Origin of the sequence: Micromonospora zingiberis (assembly GCF_004331455.1) — a bacterium.
Lineage (GTDB): Bacteria > Actinomycetota > Actinomycetes > Mycobacteriales > Micromonosporaceae > Micromonospora > Micromonospora zingiberis.
The window spans coordinates 38,080-56,237 of record NZ_SJJR01000005.1 but is presented as its reverse complement, the minus strand read 5'-3'; the positions used below and the strand labels follow the sequence as shown (position 1 = coordinate 56,237).

At 71.5% G+C, this 18,158-nt stretch carries 15 protein-coding genes; 14 read left to right on the top strand and 1 reads right to left on the bottom strand.

From position 1 onward, the window contains the following. Nucleotides 1–125: 125 nt before the first annotated feature. Entirely contained in the window at nucleotides 126–803 is a 678-nt protein-coding gene (locus E0H26_RS09735) for a DUF4142 domain-containing protein (protein ID WP_131303254.1), read from the bottom strand. Nucleotides 804–1,521: 718 nt separating this feature from the next. Here E0H26_RS09735 and E0H26_RS09730 point away from each other — a divergent pair. From E0H26_RS09730 to E0H26_RS09670, 14 genes are read left to right on the top strand one after another with little or no spacing between them, the layout of a single operon-like run. Beyond that, complete coding sequence (locus E0H26_RS09730; protein ID WP_165521807.1) at nucleotides 1,522–2,823, top strand: aminotransferase family protein; 1,302 nt, start codon at nucleotides 1,522–1,524, stop codon at nucleotides 2,821–2,823. 11 nt (nucleotides 2,824–2,834) lie between these two features. Further along, nucleotides 2,835–3,845, top strand: coding sequence for a polyprenyl synthetase family protein (locus tag E0H26_RS09725; RefSeq protein WP_165521806.1), 1,011 nt, complete (start codon nucleotides 2,835–2,837; stop codon nucleotides 3,843–3,845). After that, on the top strand, nucleotides 3,842–4,903 hold the full coding sequence (locus tag E0H26_RS09720; protein ID WP_131303251.1) for a UbiA family prenyltransferase: 1,062 nt from the start codon (nucleotides 3,842–3,844) through the stop codon (nucleotides 4,901–4,903). The genes E0H26_RS09725 and E0H26_RS09720 overlap by 4 nt, the downstream gene beginning before the upstream one ends. Beyond that, nucleotides 4,900–5,640: a ubiquinone/menaquinone biosynthesis methyltransferase gene (locus tag E0H26_RS09715; protein WP_131303250.1), complete on the top strand. Its 741-nt coding sequence runs from the start codon at nucleotides 4,900–4,902 to the stop codon at nucleotides 5,638–5,640. The genes E0H26_RS09720 and E0H26_RS09715 overlap by 4 nt, the downstream gene beginning before the upstream one ends. A gap of 5 nt (nucleotides 5,641–5,645) precedes the next feature. Then, a complete protein-coding gene (locus E0H26_RS09710; protein WP_165521805.1) occupies nucleotides 5,646–8,972 on the top strand; it encodes a thiamine pyrophosphate-binding protein in 3,327 nt (1,108 codons plus the stop codon). Nucleotides 8,973–8,976: 4 nt separating this feature from the next. Next, nucleotides 8,977–9,720, top strand: a complete 744-nt coding sequence (locus E0H26_RS09705; RefSeq protein ID WP_131303248.1) for a transmembrane-type terpene cyclase — start codon at nucleotides 8,977–8,979, stop codon at nucleotides 9,718–9,720. Next, nucleotides 9,683–10,873 carry a cytochrome P450 gene (locus E0H26_RS09700; protein ID WP_165521804.1) on the top strand — a complete coding sequence of 397 codons (1,191 nt, stop codon included), beginning with the start codon at nucleotides 9,683–9,685 and terminating at the stop codon, nucleotides 10,871–10,873. Before E0H26_RS09705 ends, E0H26_RS09700 begins: the two co-directional genes overlap by 38 nt. Next, complete coding sequence (locus E0H26_RS09695; protein ID WP_131303246.1) at nucleotides 10,867–11,910, top strand: methyltransferase; 1,044 nt, start codon at nucleotides 10,867–10,869, stop codon at nucleotides 11,908–11,910. The genes E0H26_RS09700 and E0H26_RS09695 overlap by 7 nt, the downstream gene beginning before the upstream one ends. Further along, nucleotides 11,907–12,530, top strand: coding sequence for a DUF6875 domain-containing protein (locus E0H26_RS29225; protein ID WP_165521803.1), 624 nt, complete (start codon nucleotides 11,907–11,909; stop codon nucleotides 12,528–12,530). The genes E0H26_RS09695 and E0H26_RS29225 overlap by 4 nt, the downstream gene beginning before the upstream one ends. A 10-nt stretch (nucleotides 12,531–12,540) precedes the next feature. Beyond that, entirely contained in the window at nucleotides 12,541–13,851 is a 1,311-nt protein-coding gene (locus E0H26_RS09690; RefSeq protein ID WP_165521802.1) for a cytochrome P450, read from the top strand. A 2-nt stretch (nucleotides 13,852–13,853) separates the two neighbouring features. Next, a complete protein-coding gene (locus tag E0H26_RS09685) occupies nucleotides 13,854–15,266 on the top strand; it encodes a cytochrome P450 (RefSeq protein WP_131303244.1) in 1,413 nt (470 codons plus the stop codon). Then, complete coding sequence (locus E0H26_RS09680) at nucleotides 15,263–16,477, top strand: cytochrome P450 (protein WP_131303243.1); 1,215 nt, start codon at nucleotides 15,263–15,265, stop codon at nucleotides 16,475–16,477. The genes E0H26_RS09685 and E0H26_RS09680 overlap by 4 nt, the downstream gene beginning before the upstream one ends. Continuing rightward, nucleotides 16,474–16,743, top strand: a complete 270-nt coding sequence (locus E0H26_RS09675) for a ferredoxin (protein ID WP_131303242.1) — start codon at nucleotides 16,474–16,476, stop codon at nucleotides 16,741–16,743. The genes E0H26_RS09680 and E0H26_RS09675 overlap by 4 nt, the downstream gene beginning before the upstream one ends. Next, nucleotides 16,736–18,103 carry a cytochrome P450 gene (locus E0H26_RS09670; RefSeq protein WP_131303241.1) on the top strand — a complete coding sequence of 456 codons (1,368 nt, stop codon included), beginning with the start codon at nucleotides 16,736–16,738 and terminating at the stop codon, nucleotides 18,101–18,103. Before E0H26_RS09675 ends, E0H26_RS09670 begins: the two co-directional genes overlap by 8 nt. The last annotated feature ends 55 nt before the right edge of the window (nucleotides 18,104–18,158 follow it).

The following is an 18,158-nucleotide window of genomic DNA, read 5'->3' as shown; positions in this document are numbered from 1 at the left end:
GGCGCGGCGTGGTCGGGGCGCGGTGACGCGCGGGGCGGTGAGGGGTGGGCGGGGTGGGGCGGGAGGTGGGGAGCCGGCCCGCCCCGGGTGGGGTGGGCCGGCTCCGCGTACCGTCGGTCGGTCGATCAGCTCTGCTGGGGCGCCGGGCTTTCGGTGACGGTGCCACCCGGTGCCGGGGCCTGCTCGGTGAAGGTCTCACCCGGGGTCGGCGTGGTGCCGCCCGGAGCCGGGGCGGTACCACCCGGGCTGGCCGTGCCGCTCGGGCTGGCCTGCGGCACCGGGATGCCGAGTTCCTCGGCCAGCTGCACCAGCGCGTCGTAGTGCGCCTGCAGGATCGGCAGGGCGGTCTGCGCCAGCTGGACCACCTGGGTCTCGGTGCCCTGCGAGATCTCCGTCTGGGTGGCCTGGATGGCCTGCAGGTGACCGGCCAGACCCTGGGTCACCCAGAGCCGGTCGAACTCCTCACCACTGGCGTTGTTCAGCTGGTCGAGAGCCGTCCGCTGATCAGGGGTGGGCTCGTTCGGCAACTGGACGTTCAGCTGCCCGGCCAGGTCCTTCACCGACTTGTCCAGTTCCTGGTGGTCGGTGACCATCATCTGCGCCAGATCCTTGACCTGCTGGTTCTGCGCCTTCTTCTGCGCCAGTTCACCGGCCTGGACCTCGTACAGGTTGACCTGGTGAATTGCCTGCAGGTACTGGGTGTCCTGTTCCGACGGCTGCGCCGCCGCCTGCGCCGCTGCGGCAGGTGCGACACCCACCAGCACCAGTGCGGCCAGCAGGCCGAGGCGTTTGATACCCAACATGCTTCCTCCCCGTTGAGACGTTGGATCGCACGGATACCCGGCTGACCGGGGTTATTCCTGCGATCCGGCGAGGGGCGGGAACCTCCGACCCGGTCCGGAAGGCCCGGATTGTGGTACGCCGTCGCCACCGCGCCCCAGCGGGCGGGGCGTCACGCCGCAGGCGACCAAAGTGGGCCCGTCGACGGGGCGAACAGTGGTGGAACCCATGGACGTCGCACGGTTGAAAGCGGATCTTCGCACCGCCGGCAGCGCCGTTAACACCACTGCGCGACGCGCACAGAATACGAGGCCAACAGCAGTTGCATGCGACGCAATCAGCATTGCAGGAAAAATTTTACGATAGACGACCTTGACTGGCTGGCATCGTACTGGGAGGCTCGTGACGTGACGTTGCGCGGTTGACTCGTCACACGGAAGCCGCCCGCCTCGCGCCCCATTGTTCGGCGCGAGCGGCGACGACCACACACGGGGACGGGTGATACCAGGACTCTATTTCTCTTGGCAAAACATGGCGTGACAGCGGTCTCGACGTGCTCCGACCGGCTGTTCAGCGCTTCATCCGGCCAATGCTCGCAGACGTGGTGCATACCATTTCCCTGCTCATTTTTCGGCAGGCGGGATGCGCTTAGATGCGCACGCCTTTCGACAATAGCTGGAGGTCTTCATGACGAAATCGTGGAACCGCGATACGCACGCATTCTGGCATGGTTCAGTACCGATGAGCCAGGTGCTGGCAACCGCCGGGCCCGACGAGACGCTGGTGCGGGGAGAAGGTTCCTGGCTGGTCGATGCCGCCGGCCGCCGCTTTCTGGACGCCCGAGCCGGAATCGCCAACGTGCAGCTGGGTTACAGCCGGCGGGACGTGACGGACGCGATGCACCGGCAGGCCGAAACCCTGCCGTTCACCTCCACCTTCCGGCACGACCGCCCGGCACGGGTGATCGTCGACTACGCGGACGAACTCACCCGGGCCGCACCGGCGGGCCTGACCCGGGTGCGGTTCACGCACACCGGGAGCGCGGCCGTGGAGGCGGCGGTGCACATGGCCCGCCTCTACCACCGCAACCACGAGCGACCGGACAAGCAGGTCGTGGTCGGCCTCCAGGGTGCCTTCCACGGCAGCACGGCGATCGGCATGGCGGTCAGCGGCATCCCGATGCTGCACCAGATCTTCGGGCCGATGCCCGCCGGCTTCCACCACGCCGCCGCCCCCGACCCGTCGTCCTGTCCTGCCTGCCGGGACGACGAACTCGGTTCGGGCGGCCCCACCTGCGCGGATCGCTTCGCCCAGGAACTGGACGAGGTTGGCGCCGACCAGATCGCCGCAGTGGTGCTCTCCCCGATGATCGGGCTCGGCACCCCGCTGCCCACGCACTACGTACGCGCCGTCCGAGAGTACTGCGACCGCAACGACATCCTTCTCGTACTGGACGAGGTCACCACCGGTTTCGGCCGGTTCGGACCGATGTTCAGCTCGACGGAGTTCGGGGTCGCGCCCGACATCCTCTGCCTGGCCAAGGCCATCACCGCCGGGTACGCGGCGCTCGGCGCGGTGGTCGTCTCCGAAGCCGTCTACCAGGCTTTCGACCAGCCCGGTAAGCCGTTCTTCTACCACGGCTCCAGCACCGACGCCCACCCGATCTCCTGCGCCGCCGGTCTCGCCGTGCTTCACGCGTACCAGGCTGAGGGCGTCGTCGAGCAGGGCCAGGCCATGGCTCGACGGCTGCACGCCAAACTGAGCGAGGCGCTGGCCGACAACCCCAACGTCGGTGCGGTACGCGCGAAGGGCGCACTGTTCGTGCTGGATCTGGTCAGCCCGGACGGCTCGCCCGCGCCGCAGCCCGCGGTGGCGGAGGTGCAGGCACGGTGTGCCGCACAGGGCCTGTTCGTGGATCACAACATCTTCGTCATCGGGCTCGTGCCGCCACTGAACTTCACCGAGGACGAAGAGGACCTCACCGTCGACGTCCTGGACAAGGTGCTCCGCGAGATCGACGTCCGAGAGGCCTCGATGCGATGAGTCGGCCGGGGATGTCCACCCTCGTCCCGCCCACTCCGATCGAATACCGGGAACGGATCGGCGCACTGACCGGCCCGGAGACCCTGTCGCGCTTCCTGGCCGAGTTGGAGGTGACCGTCGTCACCGCGGTCGGCCCGGAGGTGCCGGTGGTCGCGAAGGCGACCACCGACGTGCTGGCCGGCGGCAAGCGGTTGCGGCCCATGCTGACGCTGGCCGCCGCCACGGCGGCAGGTCCGGAGGAGGTGCTGGCCACCGCCGGTCGCCGGCTGATCGACCTCGGTACCGCCGTCGAGTTGCTGCACGCCGGCAGCCTGGTGCACGACGACGTGATGGACGGCGCCGAGACCCGGCACGGCGCGCCGAGCGTCAACGCGGCTCAGGGCACCGGCACCGCCATCCTCTGTGGTGACTACCTCATCGCCCTGTCGTTCTCCCGAGCGGCGTCGGTCGGCGTCGCCGAGGTCGCCACCATCGCCGCCGCGTTCACCGAGCTCTGCCGGGGACAGGCGGCGGAGACCCGGGACCTGTTCCGCCCCGAGCGCACCGTGGCGGACTACTACTCCTGCATCGAGGGCAAGACCGCCGCGCTCTTCGCCGCCTCGTGCCGACTGGGCGTCCTCGCCGCTGGCGGAGAGCAGCGGGTGGCCCGGAAACTCGCCGACTTCGGCCTCGCCCTCGGCATGGCCTTCCAGATCGTCGACGACCTGTTGGACCTCGGTGGCCTGGCGAGCACCATCGGAAAGCCGACCGGGCAGGACCTGACCGCCGGCGTGTACACCCTGCCGACGTTGCTGGCGTTGGCCGACCGTCCGGAGATCGGCGACGCGCTGCGGGCCGGTGACACCACCACCGTCACCCGGATGGTCCTCGACTCGTCCGCGCCCGAGCAGACGGTGGCGGCCGCCCGCAAGTGGACCGGGCGGGCCGTCGAGGTACTGCACGAGTGCGCGGAGTCCCTGCATCCCGGCACCGTCGACGCGCTCGGCGGCATGGCCGTCTCCCTGCTGGGTCGGGCACGATGACCAGCGAGCGGCTCAGTCTGCCCCGGTTCCGGGCGCTGCCTCGCACCGAGCAGGTCGCTGCCGCGCTGGCCCCGTCCCGCCCGGTGCCGGTAGGACTCGCGATCCGGTTGACGGTGACGTTGGGGCGGCCCCGCACCTGCGTGCTCGGTGTGGTGGCCTTTCTGCTGGGCTACGCCCGGATCGCCGAGCCCGGCGGCTGGTTCGTGGTGCTCGGCACCGCGCTGACGATCATCGCCGGACTCGTCGCGAACCTCGCCAACGCCTACACCGACGTCGAAGAGGACAGCGCCAACCTGCCCAGCCGGATCTGGCTGGTGGCCCGGCTCGGTCACCGCCGGCTCTACTGGATCACCGCGGGACTCGCTCTTGCCGCGTTGGCGTTGGCGGTGCCGCAGGGGTGGGAGTTCGTCGCGTTCGTCGTGGTCGGTCTGGTGCTCGTCTACCAGTACTCGTTCCCGCCGCTCCGGCTCAAGGCCCATCCGCTGCTCGGACTCGTCGGCTTCGCCTGGGCGGTGATCGGGCCGTTCCTGATCGGCTACTTCGGTGCTCTCGGCAGCGTCCGGATGCCAGACGCCGCGACCCTGGCGGTGCTCGGCTTCCTGCTGCTGTGGACGATGGCCAAGGGGCTGGTCAAGAACGTTCCCGACTACGCCGGTGACCGGGCGGCGGGCCTGCGGACCTCGGCCACGATCTTCCCGAGCCGCAGGGCGGCCGCGACGACGGCAGCCTGGGCAACGGTGCTGGCCTACCTTGCCCTACCCCTGCTGGTGCTGGCCGATGCCCTGCCGACGCAGGTCGCCCTGGCCATCGTCTGGGTCGTACCGGCTGGCTGGCAGGGACTCCGGCTCGTCCGGGCCGCCGATCCGCGCGTCGCCAACACGGTCCTGCGTCAGGACATGCTCCTCAGCCTCGCCTTTCTGACCACGGTGCTGCTGTTGGCGTACCCGGGAGTCACCGTCCTGGTCACGGTCCTGGCCTGCCTGGCGGTGGTGCTGCTCAGCGACGCCCTGGCACTTGACTCCCGACACGACCCCGAGGAGCCGGGAGGCCCGCGATGACCCCCACACCGAGCCGGGTACGCCCGCGTACCCCACAGGAGATGTTCGATCGGGCCGCCCCCTACTACGACCGGTTCAACTCACTGCTCAGCATGGGCTCGGATCGACGGTGGCGGCGGGCGGTGGCCCGCGAGGTGGATCCCTTGCGTCGGCCCCGGGTGCTCGACGTGGCGACCGGCACCGGCAGCGTCGCGTTGGCGATCGTCGAGCAGGCCCGGCGTACCGGCGGGCGCGCGTCCGTGTGGGGTGTGGACCTCAACGCCGCGATGCTGGCGGTCGCCCGACGACGCACCGCCGCCGCGACCTCGGGTTCGGTGCACCTGGTCCGGGCGGCGGCGCACCGGATCCCCTTCCCCGACCAGTCGTTCGACGCGGCCACCATCGCGTTCGCCATCGACGACGTCGAGGAGCGGGAGGAGTGCGGTCGGGAACTGTTCCGGGTGCTCCGTCCGGGCGGCCGGTTGATCGTCCTGGAACTCGGGCTTCCGCCCGGTCCGGTGATGGGGCGGCTCTACCAGGGCGTACTCGCCCTGATGAGCCTGGCGGGCCGGATCCGCCGGGTGGACGGCTACCGGCACCTGCGCGAGGAGATCAGCACCTACCGGGGGGCCGACGCCGTCCGGGACCTGTTGACCGGTGTCGGATTCGGCGGGTACCGGCGCCGGTTGCTGACCCGTGGAATCGCCGTGCTGCACGTAGCGGAACGCCCGGACACCCGGACGTCCGGGAGGGAGTGACAGCGGTGCGCGCCAACACCCACATCTACTCCGAGATCGTCGGCCGGGACCGGCTCGCGGACCGGGTGGTCGACCTACTGGTCGACGCCGGCGCCCGGGTCGTCTTCGGCATGCCCGCGGAATCGGTGAACCCGTTCGTCGACGCACTACGCCGGGACGGCCGTCTGCAACTCATCGGCGTCCGGCACGAAGGGGCGGCCGGGATCATGGCCGCGACGTACGGGCGGCTGACCCGGCGACCCGGCGTGTGTCTGGGCACCGCCGGACCGGGCGCAACCCACCTGGTGCTCGGTGCCGCCGAGGCGGCCGCCGACCGGGCACCGATGCTCGCCCTCACCGGGCAGGTCCCCGTCTCCCACCTCGGACTCGTGTCCTTCCAGGAGATCGACGCCGTCGCCCTGTTCGCCCCCACCACGCTGCTCAGCGGGCACCTGACCGCCACCAGCCAGCTCGCGCAGCTGGATCGGATGCTGAGCGAGGCGGTGGTCCGCAGCGGGCCGGTACACCTGGCGATCTCCTCCGACACCTTCGCCGCGGCCACGCCGCGCGGCGCTCGACGGGGCAGGAACGCGCCACCCGAGCCCGGTCACCGGGTGGACAAACGGGAACTCGAGGCGGCGTCGGCCCTGCTGGCGGACGCCCGGACGGCCATCGTCGTCGGTGACCTGCCGGACGCGGCCGGGCTGACCGACGAGGTGGCGAGCCTGGCGCCCGCGCTCGGCGCACCGATCCTCGTACTACCCGAGGGTTACCGCTTCTTCTCGCAGGGCAGCGCACCGGAGTCGGCGGTGCGGGTGCTCGGATCGGTGGCCGAGCAGGCTGCCGCCGTCGTCAGCCGGGCCGACGCCGTACTGCTCGTCGGCCCCCGGTCGGCAGCGGTCGACCGGCTGGTGGGAGACCGGCCGGTCGTCCAGGTGGGCGACGGTGGGCGGGATGCCGCCGAGGCCCACCGGGCCGGTTGGCTCCGGCATCTGGGTTCCGGCCCGGCCGAACTGCGCTATCTGGCCCAGGCACTGCCGACCCGCCAGGACGGCTGGCTGGCCCCGGACGAGCTGCCCGCCCCGGTGGGCCCCGATGCGCAGCTGTGGCGGGTGCTCGACCAGGTCCTGCCGGAGGACGCGGTGCTGGCCCTGGAGCCCGGCCGGGTCCTGGACGGCGCATTCGCCGGACTGACCGGGCCCGGGCGTACCCTCACCTCGTCCTTTGGGTTGGCCGTTGCCGGCTGTGCGGTGCCGGCGGCGATCGGAGCGGTGTTCGCCTGCCCGGACCGACCGGTCATCGCCGTCAGCACCGATGTCGGTCTGCTCGACTTCCTGCCCGAACTGCTCACCGTGCGCCGGTACGGTCTGCCGGTCACCATCCTGTGCCTGGCCACCGGAGCGGGGCCGGATCTGGCTGAGGTGGGTGCCGCCGCCGGCCTGGCCGCGACGGCGGTCGCCGGTCCGGCCGAACTCGCGTCGGCGATGGCGGACGCCCTGGCCGAGTCCGGACCGGCACTGCTGGTGCTCGCGGGGCACGGCGCGCAGCTGCCGAGCCCCGGCGAGCGGGCGCCGGTGGACACCGACGGCACGCTCGCCGGTCGGCTCGCCGACGCGCTCGCCGCCGCCGGGGTCCGGCACGTGTTCGGCAGAGGCGTACCCGAGGCGCTCTCCGCCGCCCTGCAACGGGCCGGCATGCAGGTACGGCCGGTGCGCCATCCGGAGTCGGCGACGATGACCGCGTCCGCCGTGGCCAAACACACCGGTGCACCGACGGTCGCGGTCGCTGCCAGCGCCGCCGACCTGATCCTGCAGCTCAATGGTGCGTACGACGCGGCGGTGGACCGGGCGCCGCTGGTGCTGATCGGGGTACGCGACCGCGACTGGGCGCTCTCCGGAGTCGAGCTGTTCCGTGACGCCGCGCGAACCGCGCTGGTCGTCCCGACGGTGGCCGCGCTGGACCAGGCCGCCGGCCACATCGAGTTGGCGACCCAGACCCGCACCGTGACCTATCTGGAGGTCGATCGGGACGACCTGGCTCGGCCGGTCCCGGCGGGTACCGGTGTCCGGGTGGCTCCGCCCGGCGACCTGAGCCCGCCGGAGCACCTGCTGGACGCCGCCGCCCAGTTGCTGGCTCGGGCCAGCCGCCCGGTGATCCTGGTCGGCGGGGGTGGACGCGAGGCCGGCCCGGAGGTGGCGGAGCTGGCCCGGCTGCTGCACGCTCCGGTGCTCACCACGCTGGCCGCCCGGGGGCTGTTGCCCGACGACGACCCACACAACGGCGGCGGGGTGGGCACCTCGGGGCACGCCTCGGCGCTGCGCGCACTGGCCCGCTGCGACGTGCTGCTGGTCCTCGGCACCTCGCCCCGGGGGGCCGCCTTCGACCTGGTCGGCGACTTCGCGGTCATCCAGGTCGACCAGGACCTGACCCGGTTGGCGAACATGGCCTCCCCGGGGCTGCTGCTGCACGGATCGGCGGCGGTGACGGTGGAGGCGCTGTCCCAACGGGTGGCGCTGGCTCCTGCCGCCGACGACGCCGTACTGCGTGCGCGCGTCGCCTTCCTGCGCGCCTGCCGCCGTACCCTGGACGGCTCGCGAGCCCGGCACCGTCCCCGCCGGGTGCCCGGCCGCCGGACCAGCCGGCTCAGCCCCGCCGCCGTCGCCACCGCCCTGGCCAGCTTCGGCGACAAGCCACTGGTCACCGTCGACGTCGGAACGGTGACGCTCTGGGTCTACCGGCACACCTGGGGGGTGCACGACTTCGTCTGGTCGGGCTCCTTCGCCACCATGGGTTTCGCGGTGCCGGCCGCCATCGGTCTGGCCGATGTGGCGCCCGGACGCCCGGTCGTGGCGGCGGTGGGCGACGGCGGGCTGGCAATCACGATGAGCGAGTTGGCCACCCTGGCGGACACCGGCCTGCCGGTCACCGTCGTGGTGTTCAACAACGGCCGGTTGGGCGCCATCAAGTACGAACAAGAGATCATGGGGTGGCCCGAGTACGCGGCCGGTCTGCACAACGGGGACCTGGCCCGCACCGCCGAGGCGTTCGGGATACCGGCCACCCGGGTCGGCACGGAGGAGGAACTCTCCGCCGCGTTGGCCGCGGCCCGATCCCACTCCGGACCGATGTTGATCGACGCCATCGTCGACCCGTTGGAACTACCGCAGCCGGCGCGTTTCCGCCCCCGGCCGACCCACCTGGTGAGCTACGCCGTGGCCCTGTTGCGGGAGGGCCGACGGGCGCTGCGCGGCACCACCGCCGAAGACGGCCCGCTGTACCGGTCGATCGCCCTCTCCGCCGCGCCGGCCCCGGACCGTTCCGGCACCGACTCACGATCTCGTCAGGGGTGGTAACCGCATGGAGCCCGGCACCAACGTGTTGAACCTCGTCATTCAGTGCTCCGCCGGCGTGTTCTGGACCATCGCGTACCTGCTGATGATCCGTAAGGGCAACCGGGACCTGACCTACGCGATGCCGCTGGCGGCGCTCGGCGCCAACATCAGCTGGGAGGCGTTGTACGCCTTCATCATCCCGCCACCGCACCCGGACCCCACCACCTGGGTGGCCCAGGTGACGGTCAACGCCGTCTGGTTCATCTTCGACCTGCTCCTCGTCTGGCAGGCGCTGCGCTACGGACCGAAGGAGTTCCCCGGCATCGCGCGGGCCGCCTTCTTCGGCACCTTCGCGGGCGTGACCGTACTCGCCTTCGGCACCGTCGTGATGGTCAACGTGGCCTTCGACGACCGGTACGGGGTGCATGCCGGGCTGGGCCAGAACGTGATGATGTCGGCGCTGTTCCTCGCCATGCTGCAAGCCCGCCGGTCCAGCCGGGGTCAGTCGGTGGGCATCGCCGTGACGAAGATGCTCGGCACGCTCTGCGCCGGTGGTGGGGCCTGGCTCTACCCGGCCACCGAGGAACTCGGTCAAGCGGTCCTGGTGCCCTATCTGACCCTGGTCTGCCTGCTACTCGACCTCGCGTACTTGGTCGGCCTGCTGATCGTTCGCCGCCGGGAACGGGCCACCCGCCCGACGGATGTCCCCACGTCACCAGAGGAGTCCTTCGATGACCGCACAGCCGATGAGCTACCCCTTCGCTCGTGACGACATGCTGGAACCGGCGGCCGAGTTCTCCCGGCTGCGGGTGGAGCGGCCGGTGGTGCCGGTGGAGCTGCCCACCGGCGGCAACGCCTGGCTGTTGACCAGGTACGAGGACGTACGCCAGGTCCTCGGCGACCCGCGGTTCGCCCGCGGGTTCGGTGGACCACAGCCGGGTGGCTTCGCCAGCTTCCTCGGCTACCTGGCGGTGTTCGCCGCACCGGAGGCGCAGGCCCGGTTCCGCCGGGTCGCCGGCAAGGCGCTGCTCGACTGCGCCGACCAGATGCGGCCAGCGGTCAGCCGGCTGGTCGACGAGGCGCTGTCCGAGCTGGCCGCCGCCGGCCCGCCCGCGGATCTGGTCGGTCTCGTCCAACTGCCGGTGTCGATCGGGGTGATCTGCGAACTCATCGGTGTGCCGCACGAGTACCAGCACACCTTCCGCAGTTGGGCCGACACCTTCCTGTCGATCAGCCCCGCCGCCATGGACCAGGAGAAGGCTGTCGCCGCGCAGGCCGACATGGACCGTTACGTACGGGGCCTGCTGGCCGAGCGGGCGGCGGCGCCCGGCGACGACTACCTGTCCACCCTGCTCACCACGCCCGACGTCGACGGGGTCCGGATGAGCGAGGAGGAGGTGATCGCCACGACGTACGCGTTGCTGGTCAGTGGCTACCAGACCGTCGCCCACTCGCTGGGCAAGGGCATGTTGGCGCTGTTCCGCAATCCGGAGCAACTGGCGGCGCTGCGGGCCGACCCGCAGCTGGCCGGCTCCGCCGTGGAGGAGTTCCTCCGCTTCGCCCCACCGGACGCCGGCTTCGGCATGCCCCTGCACGCGACGACGGACCTGGAGGTGGCCGGAGTGCCGATCGCCGCCGGGGAGTCGGTGCTGGTCGGGGTCTGGTCGGCGAATCGGGACGAGGAGACCTTCCCGAAGGCCCACCACTTCGACGTCGCCCGCCGCCCCAACCAGCACCTCTCGTTCGGGATCGGGATCCGCTACTGCACCGGGGCGGCGCTGGCCCGGTTGCAGATGGAGCTGGTCCTCACCCGGCTACTGGAGCGCTTCCCCCGACTGGCGCTCGCGGTGCCCGCCGAGCAGGTCGAGGCCAGCAGCGGGATGGTCGTCGAGGGCCCGAAGCAGCTCCCGGTCACATGGTGACCGGGGTGCTGCCGGCGATCGACACCGGCCCGGCGATCGCCATGCGCAGGCTGCTCTTCGGCCAGCTGCTCAGCCGAGCGGTGCAGACGCTGGTGACCCTCGGCGTGCCGGAGTTGCTCGCCGACGGACCCCGCACGGTCGACGAGCTGGCCCGACTGACCGGGACCCAGGTGCGTCCGCTGCGTCGGCTGCTCACCGCGCTTGTCGTGTTCGACGTGGTGGCGGCCGAACCCGACGACCACTTCGGCCTGACCCCGCTCGGCGCCACCCTGCGCCAGGACGTGCCAGCCAGCGCCGCCCCCACCGCGCTGCTCGCCGCGGGCGAGGTCGGCGAAGCCTGGGACGACCTGCGGGACACCGTCCGGACCGGTCGGGCCGCGTTCGAACGGACCCATGGGGAGGGCTTCTTCGACCATCTCCGTCGAGACGCCACGACCAGGCTGGTCTTCGACCGCTCCCAGGAGGCTGGGCTGATGGTCGAGCTGCCCGGCATCCTGGCGGCGGTGGGCCAGCCCGACGTCGGCACGGTGGTCGACGTCGGTGGTGGCGACGGCGCCCTGCTCGCGGCAGTGCTGACGGCCGAACCGACATTGCGCGGCGTACTGCTGGAGCGGTCCGAGGCGGTCGCGGCCGCGGCCGACCGGATAGCCCGGGCCGGACTGGCCGACCGGTGCCGGCTGCACGTCGGCGACTTCTTCCAGGAGGTGCCCGGCGGCGCCGGGGTCTACCTGCTCCGGCACATCCTGCACGACTGGGATGACGACCGCTGTGTCGCCCTGCTGCGCCGGTGCGCGATGGCCATGGATTCCGTGGCGACCCTGCTGGTGATCGAGACGGTGCCGGCGAAGCCGGCCGGCACCGGAGTGGACGCGGAGGTGGCGGCACTGATGGACCTGTACATGATGTCGCTGTTCGATGGCGGCCGGGAACGGTCCCTGGCGGAACTCACCGAACTGTTCGCCGCTGCCGGGCTCGACCTGACCCGGGTGACTCCCCTGCCGGGAGGTGCCGCGGTGATGACGGCGGTGCGCCGGTGAGGTCTCTGGTTGTCGACGATGACGCTGCTGTCCGGCAGGCGGCGCTGGACTGGTGCCGGGAGTACCTCGCCCGGGATCACGCCGGTGTCGGCCGGGACGGCGCCGTGTGTCCGTTCGTGGAGTCGGCGATGCGGGCCGGGACACTCGTGGTGGAGATTCGGCGCACCGGCCCCGTCCTGGCGCCCGCCGCCGTCGACGCCCTGATCCGGGACATGATCGCCACCTTCCAGGCGAGGCACTGGCCGCACCGCAACAGGTTGCTCCACGCGCTGGTCACGGTCCTGCCGGAGCTGGACCGCAGGCACGCCCTGGCACTGGACGACGCCCAGGCAGCGGTCAAGCGGGAGTTGGCCGAGGCGGGGCTGATGCTCGGTCAGTTCCATCAGGACTGCGCCGAGCCGGCCGCGCGCAACCCGTCGTTCCCGGTGTCCCAGGCGCCGATTCCGATGCTCGCGCTGCGCCACATGGCCCTGCACGACGTGCTGTTCCTTGCCGACGACCCGGACTGCTTCGCCGCCTACCGGAACCGCTTCGGCGACCGCTACCGCGACGGTGCCGTGCCCGACCCCTACTTCGTGCAGCTCTACCGGCAGGCTGCGGCGCGCTTCGGTGACGAGTGAGGAGGACGACGTGACGACGCCCGTGACCACTCTTCCGCCGGGCCCGAGACTGCCGGCGGCGCTACAGACGTACCTGCTCTGGCGGCACCCCGAGCGTTTCCTGAACCACTGCCGCCAGCGCTACGGCTCGCTGTTCACGCTGCGCGCCTACCCCTACGGCGTACGGGTGGACATCACCGAACCCGCCGACATCCGGGCGGTGTTCAAGGGTGACCCGAAGGTCTTCCACGCGGGTGAGGGCATCGCCGCGGCGCTCGGCCCGATGCTCGGCGACCATTCGCTGCTCCGCCTCGACGAGGAGGAACACCATCGGCAGCGGCGGCCGATGATGCGCCCCTTCCGGGGCGAGACCATGCGCTCCCACCACGACGAGATCGTGGCGGTGGTACGGGACAACATGCGGCGCTGGCCGATCGACCGCCCGTTCGCCCTGCATCCCCGAATCCGCGAGATCACCATCGACGTGATCATCCGCTCCGTGCTCGGCAGTCAGGATCCCACCCGACAGGCGGAGTTGCGCCGGATCCTGGCCGAGGTGCTGGAGATGGGGGTGGCCGAGATGTTGGGCTGGCGCTGGCCGGTCCTGGGACTCTACGGACCGTGGCGGCGACACCGACGGATGTTCGCCCGGTTGGAGGAACTGCTGCACGAGGAGGTACGCGCCCACCGCCGGGACCAGTCGGCGGACCGTCCGGACGTGCTGAGCGTGCTGCTGCGTACCTCCGGCGACGAACTCACCGACGCCATGATCCGGGACCACCTCGTGACGCTGCTCATCGCCGGCTACGAGACCACGTCGACGGCGTTGGCCTGGACCTTCGAATGCGTGGTCAACACCGCGGGGCTGACCAGGACGTTGACCGAACGGGTCGACGCCGGTGACGAGGAGTACGTCGAGGCGGTGGTCCGGGAGAGCCTGCGGATCCGGCCGATCTTCTACGAGGTGTCGCCGCGGCGGTTGACCGCCCCGGTGGTCATCGGCGGATACCGGCTGCCGGCCGGCACGATGGTGACTCCGTCGATCGGGATGGTGCACCGCAGCGCGGAGCACTACCCGGAGCCGGACGATTTCCGGCCCGAGCGGTGGCTCGGCAAGGGCCAGCAACCCCCGTGGTTTCCCTTCGGTGGCGGGACCCGCCGTTGTCTCGGCGCCGATTTCGCGCTGTACGAGATGCGCCTGACGCTGGCCACCGTGATGGCGGCGGGTGAGCTGCGCCCGGCCCCCGGTCCCCGGGACAAGCCACGTCCCCGGCATGTGGTGATCGTGCCCTCGCGCGGCGCCCGGGTCTGCTACCGGCCACGCGACCGGGCAGCGGAGTGACCATGCCCGGCACGCGCCGCCCTGGTCCCCGGGGGATCCGCGAAACCATCCGCTTCTACCGGGACTTCGCCGACGACGCCCCCGGAGCGCTGTTACGACTCCGGCAGCGGTACGGCGATGTCTGTTTCGTGGGCGGGCGGGGCGCCGCCGGTGCGGTGTTCCTGCTCGGCGCGGCGGCAAACGAGTTCGTCTTCCGCAACTCGGGCGTGCTGACCTGGCGCGGTGGTTATCAGTCCCTGCTGCCGGTCTCCGGCGACACCGCACTGCTGGTAAGTGACGGCCCCGGTCATGACGGCCGCCGGGCGGTGACCCAGCCGGCGTTCACCGGCCGCCGGGTCGAGGACTACCTGTCCATAATGATCCGCAACGTCGGGGAACTGGTCGCCGGTTGGCGGGTCGGGCAGGAGATCGACGTCTACCGGGAGTTCCGCTCGGTGATCCGCGGCACCGTCGTGGAGGCGCTCTTCGGCACCGGCCTGGCGGCGGACTCCGAGCCGATCGGCCGGGATCTGCAACCCGCTCTCGACGTACTCAACGCCTCCCTTCCCGCGCAGTTGCTCACCTGGGCGGTGCCGAGCCCACGGCGCAGGCGGGCTCGGGCCGGGCTGGCGCGGGTGGACGCCCGGATCGCCGCGGAGGTGGCCGACCGGCGGCACCGCACCGAACCGCCGGACGACCTGCTCAGCATGCTGCTCGCCGCCAACGGCGCGTACGGGCTCGACGATCGCGGCCTGCGGGACGCGGTGGTCAGTCTCGTCGTCGCCAGCTTCGACACCACGAGCGCGGCGCTGGCCTGGGCCGTGCATGCGGCGCTCAGCCACGACGCGGTGTGGAGTCGGATCCGCGCCGAGGTCGCCGAGGTGGTCGGCGCCGGCCCGCTCACCGCGGCGCAGGCCCGCCGCCTCCGGTACACCCGTTGGGTGGTGGACGAAACGCTGCGGCTGCACCCGCCGGCCGTGGTGGGTGCCCGCGGTTGCACCGCCGAGCTGGAATTCGCCGGCCACCGCATACCGGCCGGCAGCACCGTGGTGTTCAGCGAGTACGTCGCGCATACCGATCCTCGGGTCTGGTCGGACCCGATGCGGTTCCGACCGCAACGGTGGGACCGGTCTGATCCCGCGTACGACGAGGTCGGCACCTTCGACTACATCCCGTTCGGCGCCGGACCCCGCCGCTGCATCGGGTCCGCCCTGGCCACCGGCGAACTCGTGGTGACCCTTGCGCAGTTGGCCCGGCTGTTCGAGCTGCGGCTCTGCGTACCGCAGGCGCGCCCGGCCGGGATGACCGCCGTCTACCCGCGCGACGGCATGTCCGTTCGGATCGTCGCCACGCATGCCGATTCCGGAGCCGGCGCAATCCCTCCGGACACCGAGAACACCCGTGCGATCCCACCCGAGCAGGAGAAGAAGCGATGACCCTGACGCAGGAAGCGATCGAGTACCCCTTCGACCCGGTGTACCAACTGGAGCTGGATCCGCGCTACGCCGACCTGCGCAAGGCCGGCGGACCGGTCCGGGTACGCCTGCCGTACGGCGGCGAGGGTTGGCTGGCGGTCACCCACGCCGACAACCGGACGGTGTTGAGCGATCCTCGGTTCAGTCGGGCGGCCACGATCGGCAGGGACATTCCCCGGGTGATGCCCGACATCCGGTCCACCCTCTTCGACGACGACCCGGTCCTGATCGACATGGACCCGCCGGAGCACACCCGACTGCGCGGACTCGTCGCCAAGGCGTTCACCTCACGCCGAGTGGCCGACCTGCGGCCCCGCGCGGAGCAGCTGGCCGACCGGCTCGTCGACGAGTTGACCGCCGGTGCGCAGCCGGGCAACCTCGTCGAGTCCTTCGCCGTACCGCTGCCACTGCTGGTCATCTGCGAGATGCTCGGCGTACCCCCCGCCGAACAGGCCGCCTTCCGCGCCTGGATCAGCGCCGCCCCACCGGTCAGTGGGATGAGCGAGGCGGAGATGCGGGCCGCGCGCGGCATGCTCGAAGGCTTCATGCAGCGCCTCATCGACAGCCGCCGGGCCGCGCCGGGCGACGACCTGATCTCCGCACTCATCGCTGCCCGCGACGAGGGAGACCGGCTCAGTGAGCGAGAACTTGTGGTGCTCGCGCTCACCCTCTTCGTGGCGGGCTACGAGACGGCCGCCGACCAGATCGGCAACATCGTCTTCGCCCTGCTCACCCACCCCGAGCACTTCGCGGCGCTCAAGGCCGACCGGAGTCTGCTGCCCGGTGCCATCGAGGAACTCCTCCGGTTCATTCCGCTCGGTGCCTCGTCCGGCTTTCCCCGGATGGCGACGGAGGACGTCGAGTTGAGCGGCCGACGGATCGCCGCCGGCGAGGTGGTGTTCGCGCAGGCGGACTCGGCGAACCGCGACGAGACGGTGTTCGATCGCCCGGACGAGTTGGACTTCCGCCGGACGCCGAACCCGCACCTCGGTTTCCTGCACGGGCCGCACCACTGCCTCGGCGCGCAACTGGCCCGGATGGAGCTCTCGGTGGCACTGACCGTGCTGATGGACCGGCTGCCCGGACTGCGGTTGGCGGTCCCCGCGTCCGAGGTGCCGTTCCGGGTCGGCCGGCTCACCCGGGGCGTCGAAGCGCTGCCGGTGACCTGGTGACGGACGGAAAAGACACCGGCGGTCGGAACGGACGCTGGCGCGTCCGGGTGGACCGCCGGGTCTGCATCGGATCGGGGTTCTGTTACGGCAGTGCCGCCAGCCACTTCCGCCCGGACGGCATCAAGTCGCGGCCGGTGCGGCCGGTGGCCGAGCCGACCGAACTGCTTCTCCTCGTCGCCGACGGCTGCCCGGTCGGCGCGATAACCCTGCGAGACCAACTCACCGGGGCACTTGTGGCCCCGGTGCAGGAGCACGCCGATGACTGAGCAGAAGACGTCGTACCCGCCCGCGCCCATGCTGCCGGGCAACCCGCTGCTGGGCTCCGCGCTGGACCTGCACCGGGACGTTCTCGGCACCTACCTTCGCGCGCTGCGGGACGGTGGTGACGTGGTCCGGATCGCCGCCGGACCACCCGGCTTCCGGGTGGTCCTGCACGGGGTCTTCCACCCCGATGGGGCGCAGCGAGTCCTCGCCTCGAACAGCCGCAACTACCGCAAGGACTCGTTCTTCTACACCGAGACCCGTGACGTGATCGGGGTCGGGCTGGTCAACAGTCAGGACGAGGACTGGGTCCGTCAGCGACGGTTCTGCCAGCCCCTGTTCACGCCGCGGTACGTGAACAGTTACGCGGCCACCTTCACCAGGGAAACCGAGGTGACGCTGGCGGCCTGGCAGCGGGCCAGCGCGGCGGGCCCGGCCGTGGTCGACCTGCACGCGGACATGACCGCGCTGACCCTGCGGGCGGTGACCCGAGTGCTGTTCGGCGGGGACGCCAACTCCGCTGTCGACGTGGTCGCCTACGCGTTCCCGCTGCTGAGCGAGTACCTGTTGGGCCGGGCCCTGTCGCCGGTACGCCTGCCGAGGCATTGGCCCACCCCCGCCAACCGGCGGGCCGACCAGGCCCGGCAGGACCTTCACCGGGTCTGCGCGACGCTGATCGACGGGCGCCGGGACGGCGCGCAGCAGGATCTGCTGGGCCTGCTGGTGGGTGCCCGGGACGGCGCCGACCGGCTCAGTGACGAGGAGATCCGCGACCAGGTGCTGATCTTCCTGCTCGCCGGCTACGAGACGACCGCGATCGCGCTCGCCTTCGCCCTGCGCTGCCTCGCCGAGCACCCGGAGATGCAGCAACGGTGCCGCGCCGAGGCGAGGGCGGTGCTCACCGGCGATGTGGTGACCGCAGAGGATGCCGACCGGCTGGAATACATCACGATGGTCCTCAAGGAGGCGATGCGGCTGTACCCCCCGGTGCCCGTACTGGGACGCAACTCGAAGGCCGAGGACGTGGTGAGTGGCCACACCATCCCGGCCGGGGTGGACATCACGGTCAGCCCCTGGGTGACCCACCGGCACCCCGAATTCTGGGCGGTGCCCGAGCGGTTCGACCCGGAACGGTTCTCGCCGGCCCGCTCCGCCGGCCGCCACCGGTACGCCTGGTTTCCCTTCGGCGGCGGACCGGCCTCCTGCATCGGACAGCACTTCGCGACCTTGGAGGCGGCCGTCATGCTGGGCCTGATCCTGCGCTCGTACGAGGTGTCGGACCCGGATCCCGATGTGCAGCTCACCATCGGCACCGCCCTGCGCCCGACCGGTCCGGTCCGGTGCCGCATCCGCCCGGTCGACTGAGGACCGGGCGCAACGAGCAGGCCCGCCGAACCTCAGGGGTTCAGCGGGCCTGCTC

Bases quoted from the DNA above. Each gene is read 5' to 3' on its own strand.
- E0H26_RS09725 (WP_165521806.1), top strand. From the start codon at position 2,835: ATGTCCACCCTCGTCCCGCCCACTCCGATCGAATACCGGGAACGGATC.
- E0H26_RS09680 (WP_131303243.1), top strand. From the start codon at position 15,263: ATGACCCTGACGCAGGAAGCGATCGAGTACCCCTTCGACCCGGTGTAC.
- E0H26_RS09715 (WP_131303250.1), top strand. From the start codon at position 4,900: ATGACCCCCACACCGAGCCGGGTACGCCCGCGTACCCCACAGGAGATG.
- E0H26_RS09730 (WP_165521807.1), top strand. From the start codon at position 1,522: ATGAGCCAGGTGCTGGCAACCGCCGGGCCCGACGAGACGCTGGTGCGG.
- E0H26_RS09705 (WP_131303248.1), top strand. From the start codon at position 8,977: ATGGAGCCCGGCACCAACGTGTTGAACCTCGTCATTCAGTGCTCCGCC.
- E0H26_RS09735 (WP_131303254.1), bottom strand. From the start codon at position 803: ATGTTGGGTATCAAACGCCTCGGCCTGCTGGCCGCACTGGTGCTGGTG.
- E0H26_RS09695 (WP_131303246.1), top strand. From the start codon at position 10,867: ATGGTGACCGGGGTGCTGCCGGCGATCGACACCGGCCCGGCGATCGCC.
- E0H26_RS09685 (WP_131303244.1), top strand. From the start codon at position 13,854: ATGCCCGGCACGCGCCGCCCTGGTCCCCGGGGGATCCGCGAAACCATC.
- E0H26_RS09700 (WP_165521804.1), top strand. From the start codon at position 9,683: ATGACCGCACAGCCGATGAGCTACCCCTTCGCTCGTGACGACATGCTG.
- E0H26_RS09720 (WP_131303251.1), top strand. From the start codon at position 3,842: ATGACCAGCGAGCGGCTCAGTCTGCCCCGGTTCCGGGCGCTGCCTCGC.
- E0H26_RS09670 (WP_131303241.1), top strand. From the start codon at position 16,736: ATGACTGAGCAGAAGACGTCGTACCCGCCCGCGCCCATGCTGCCGGGC.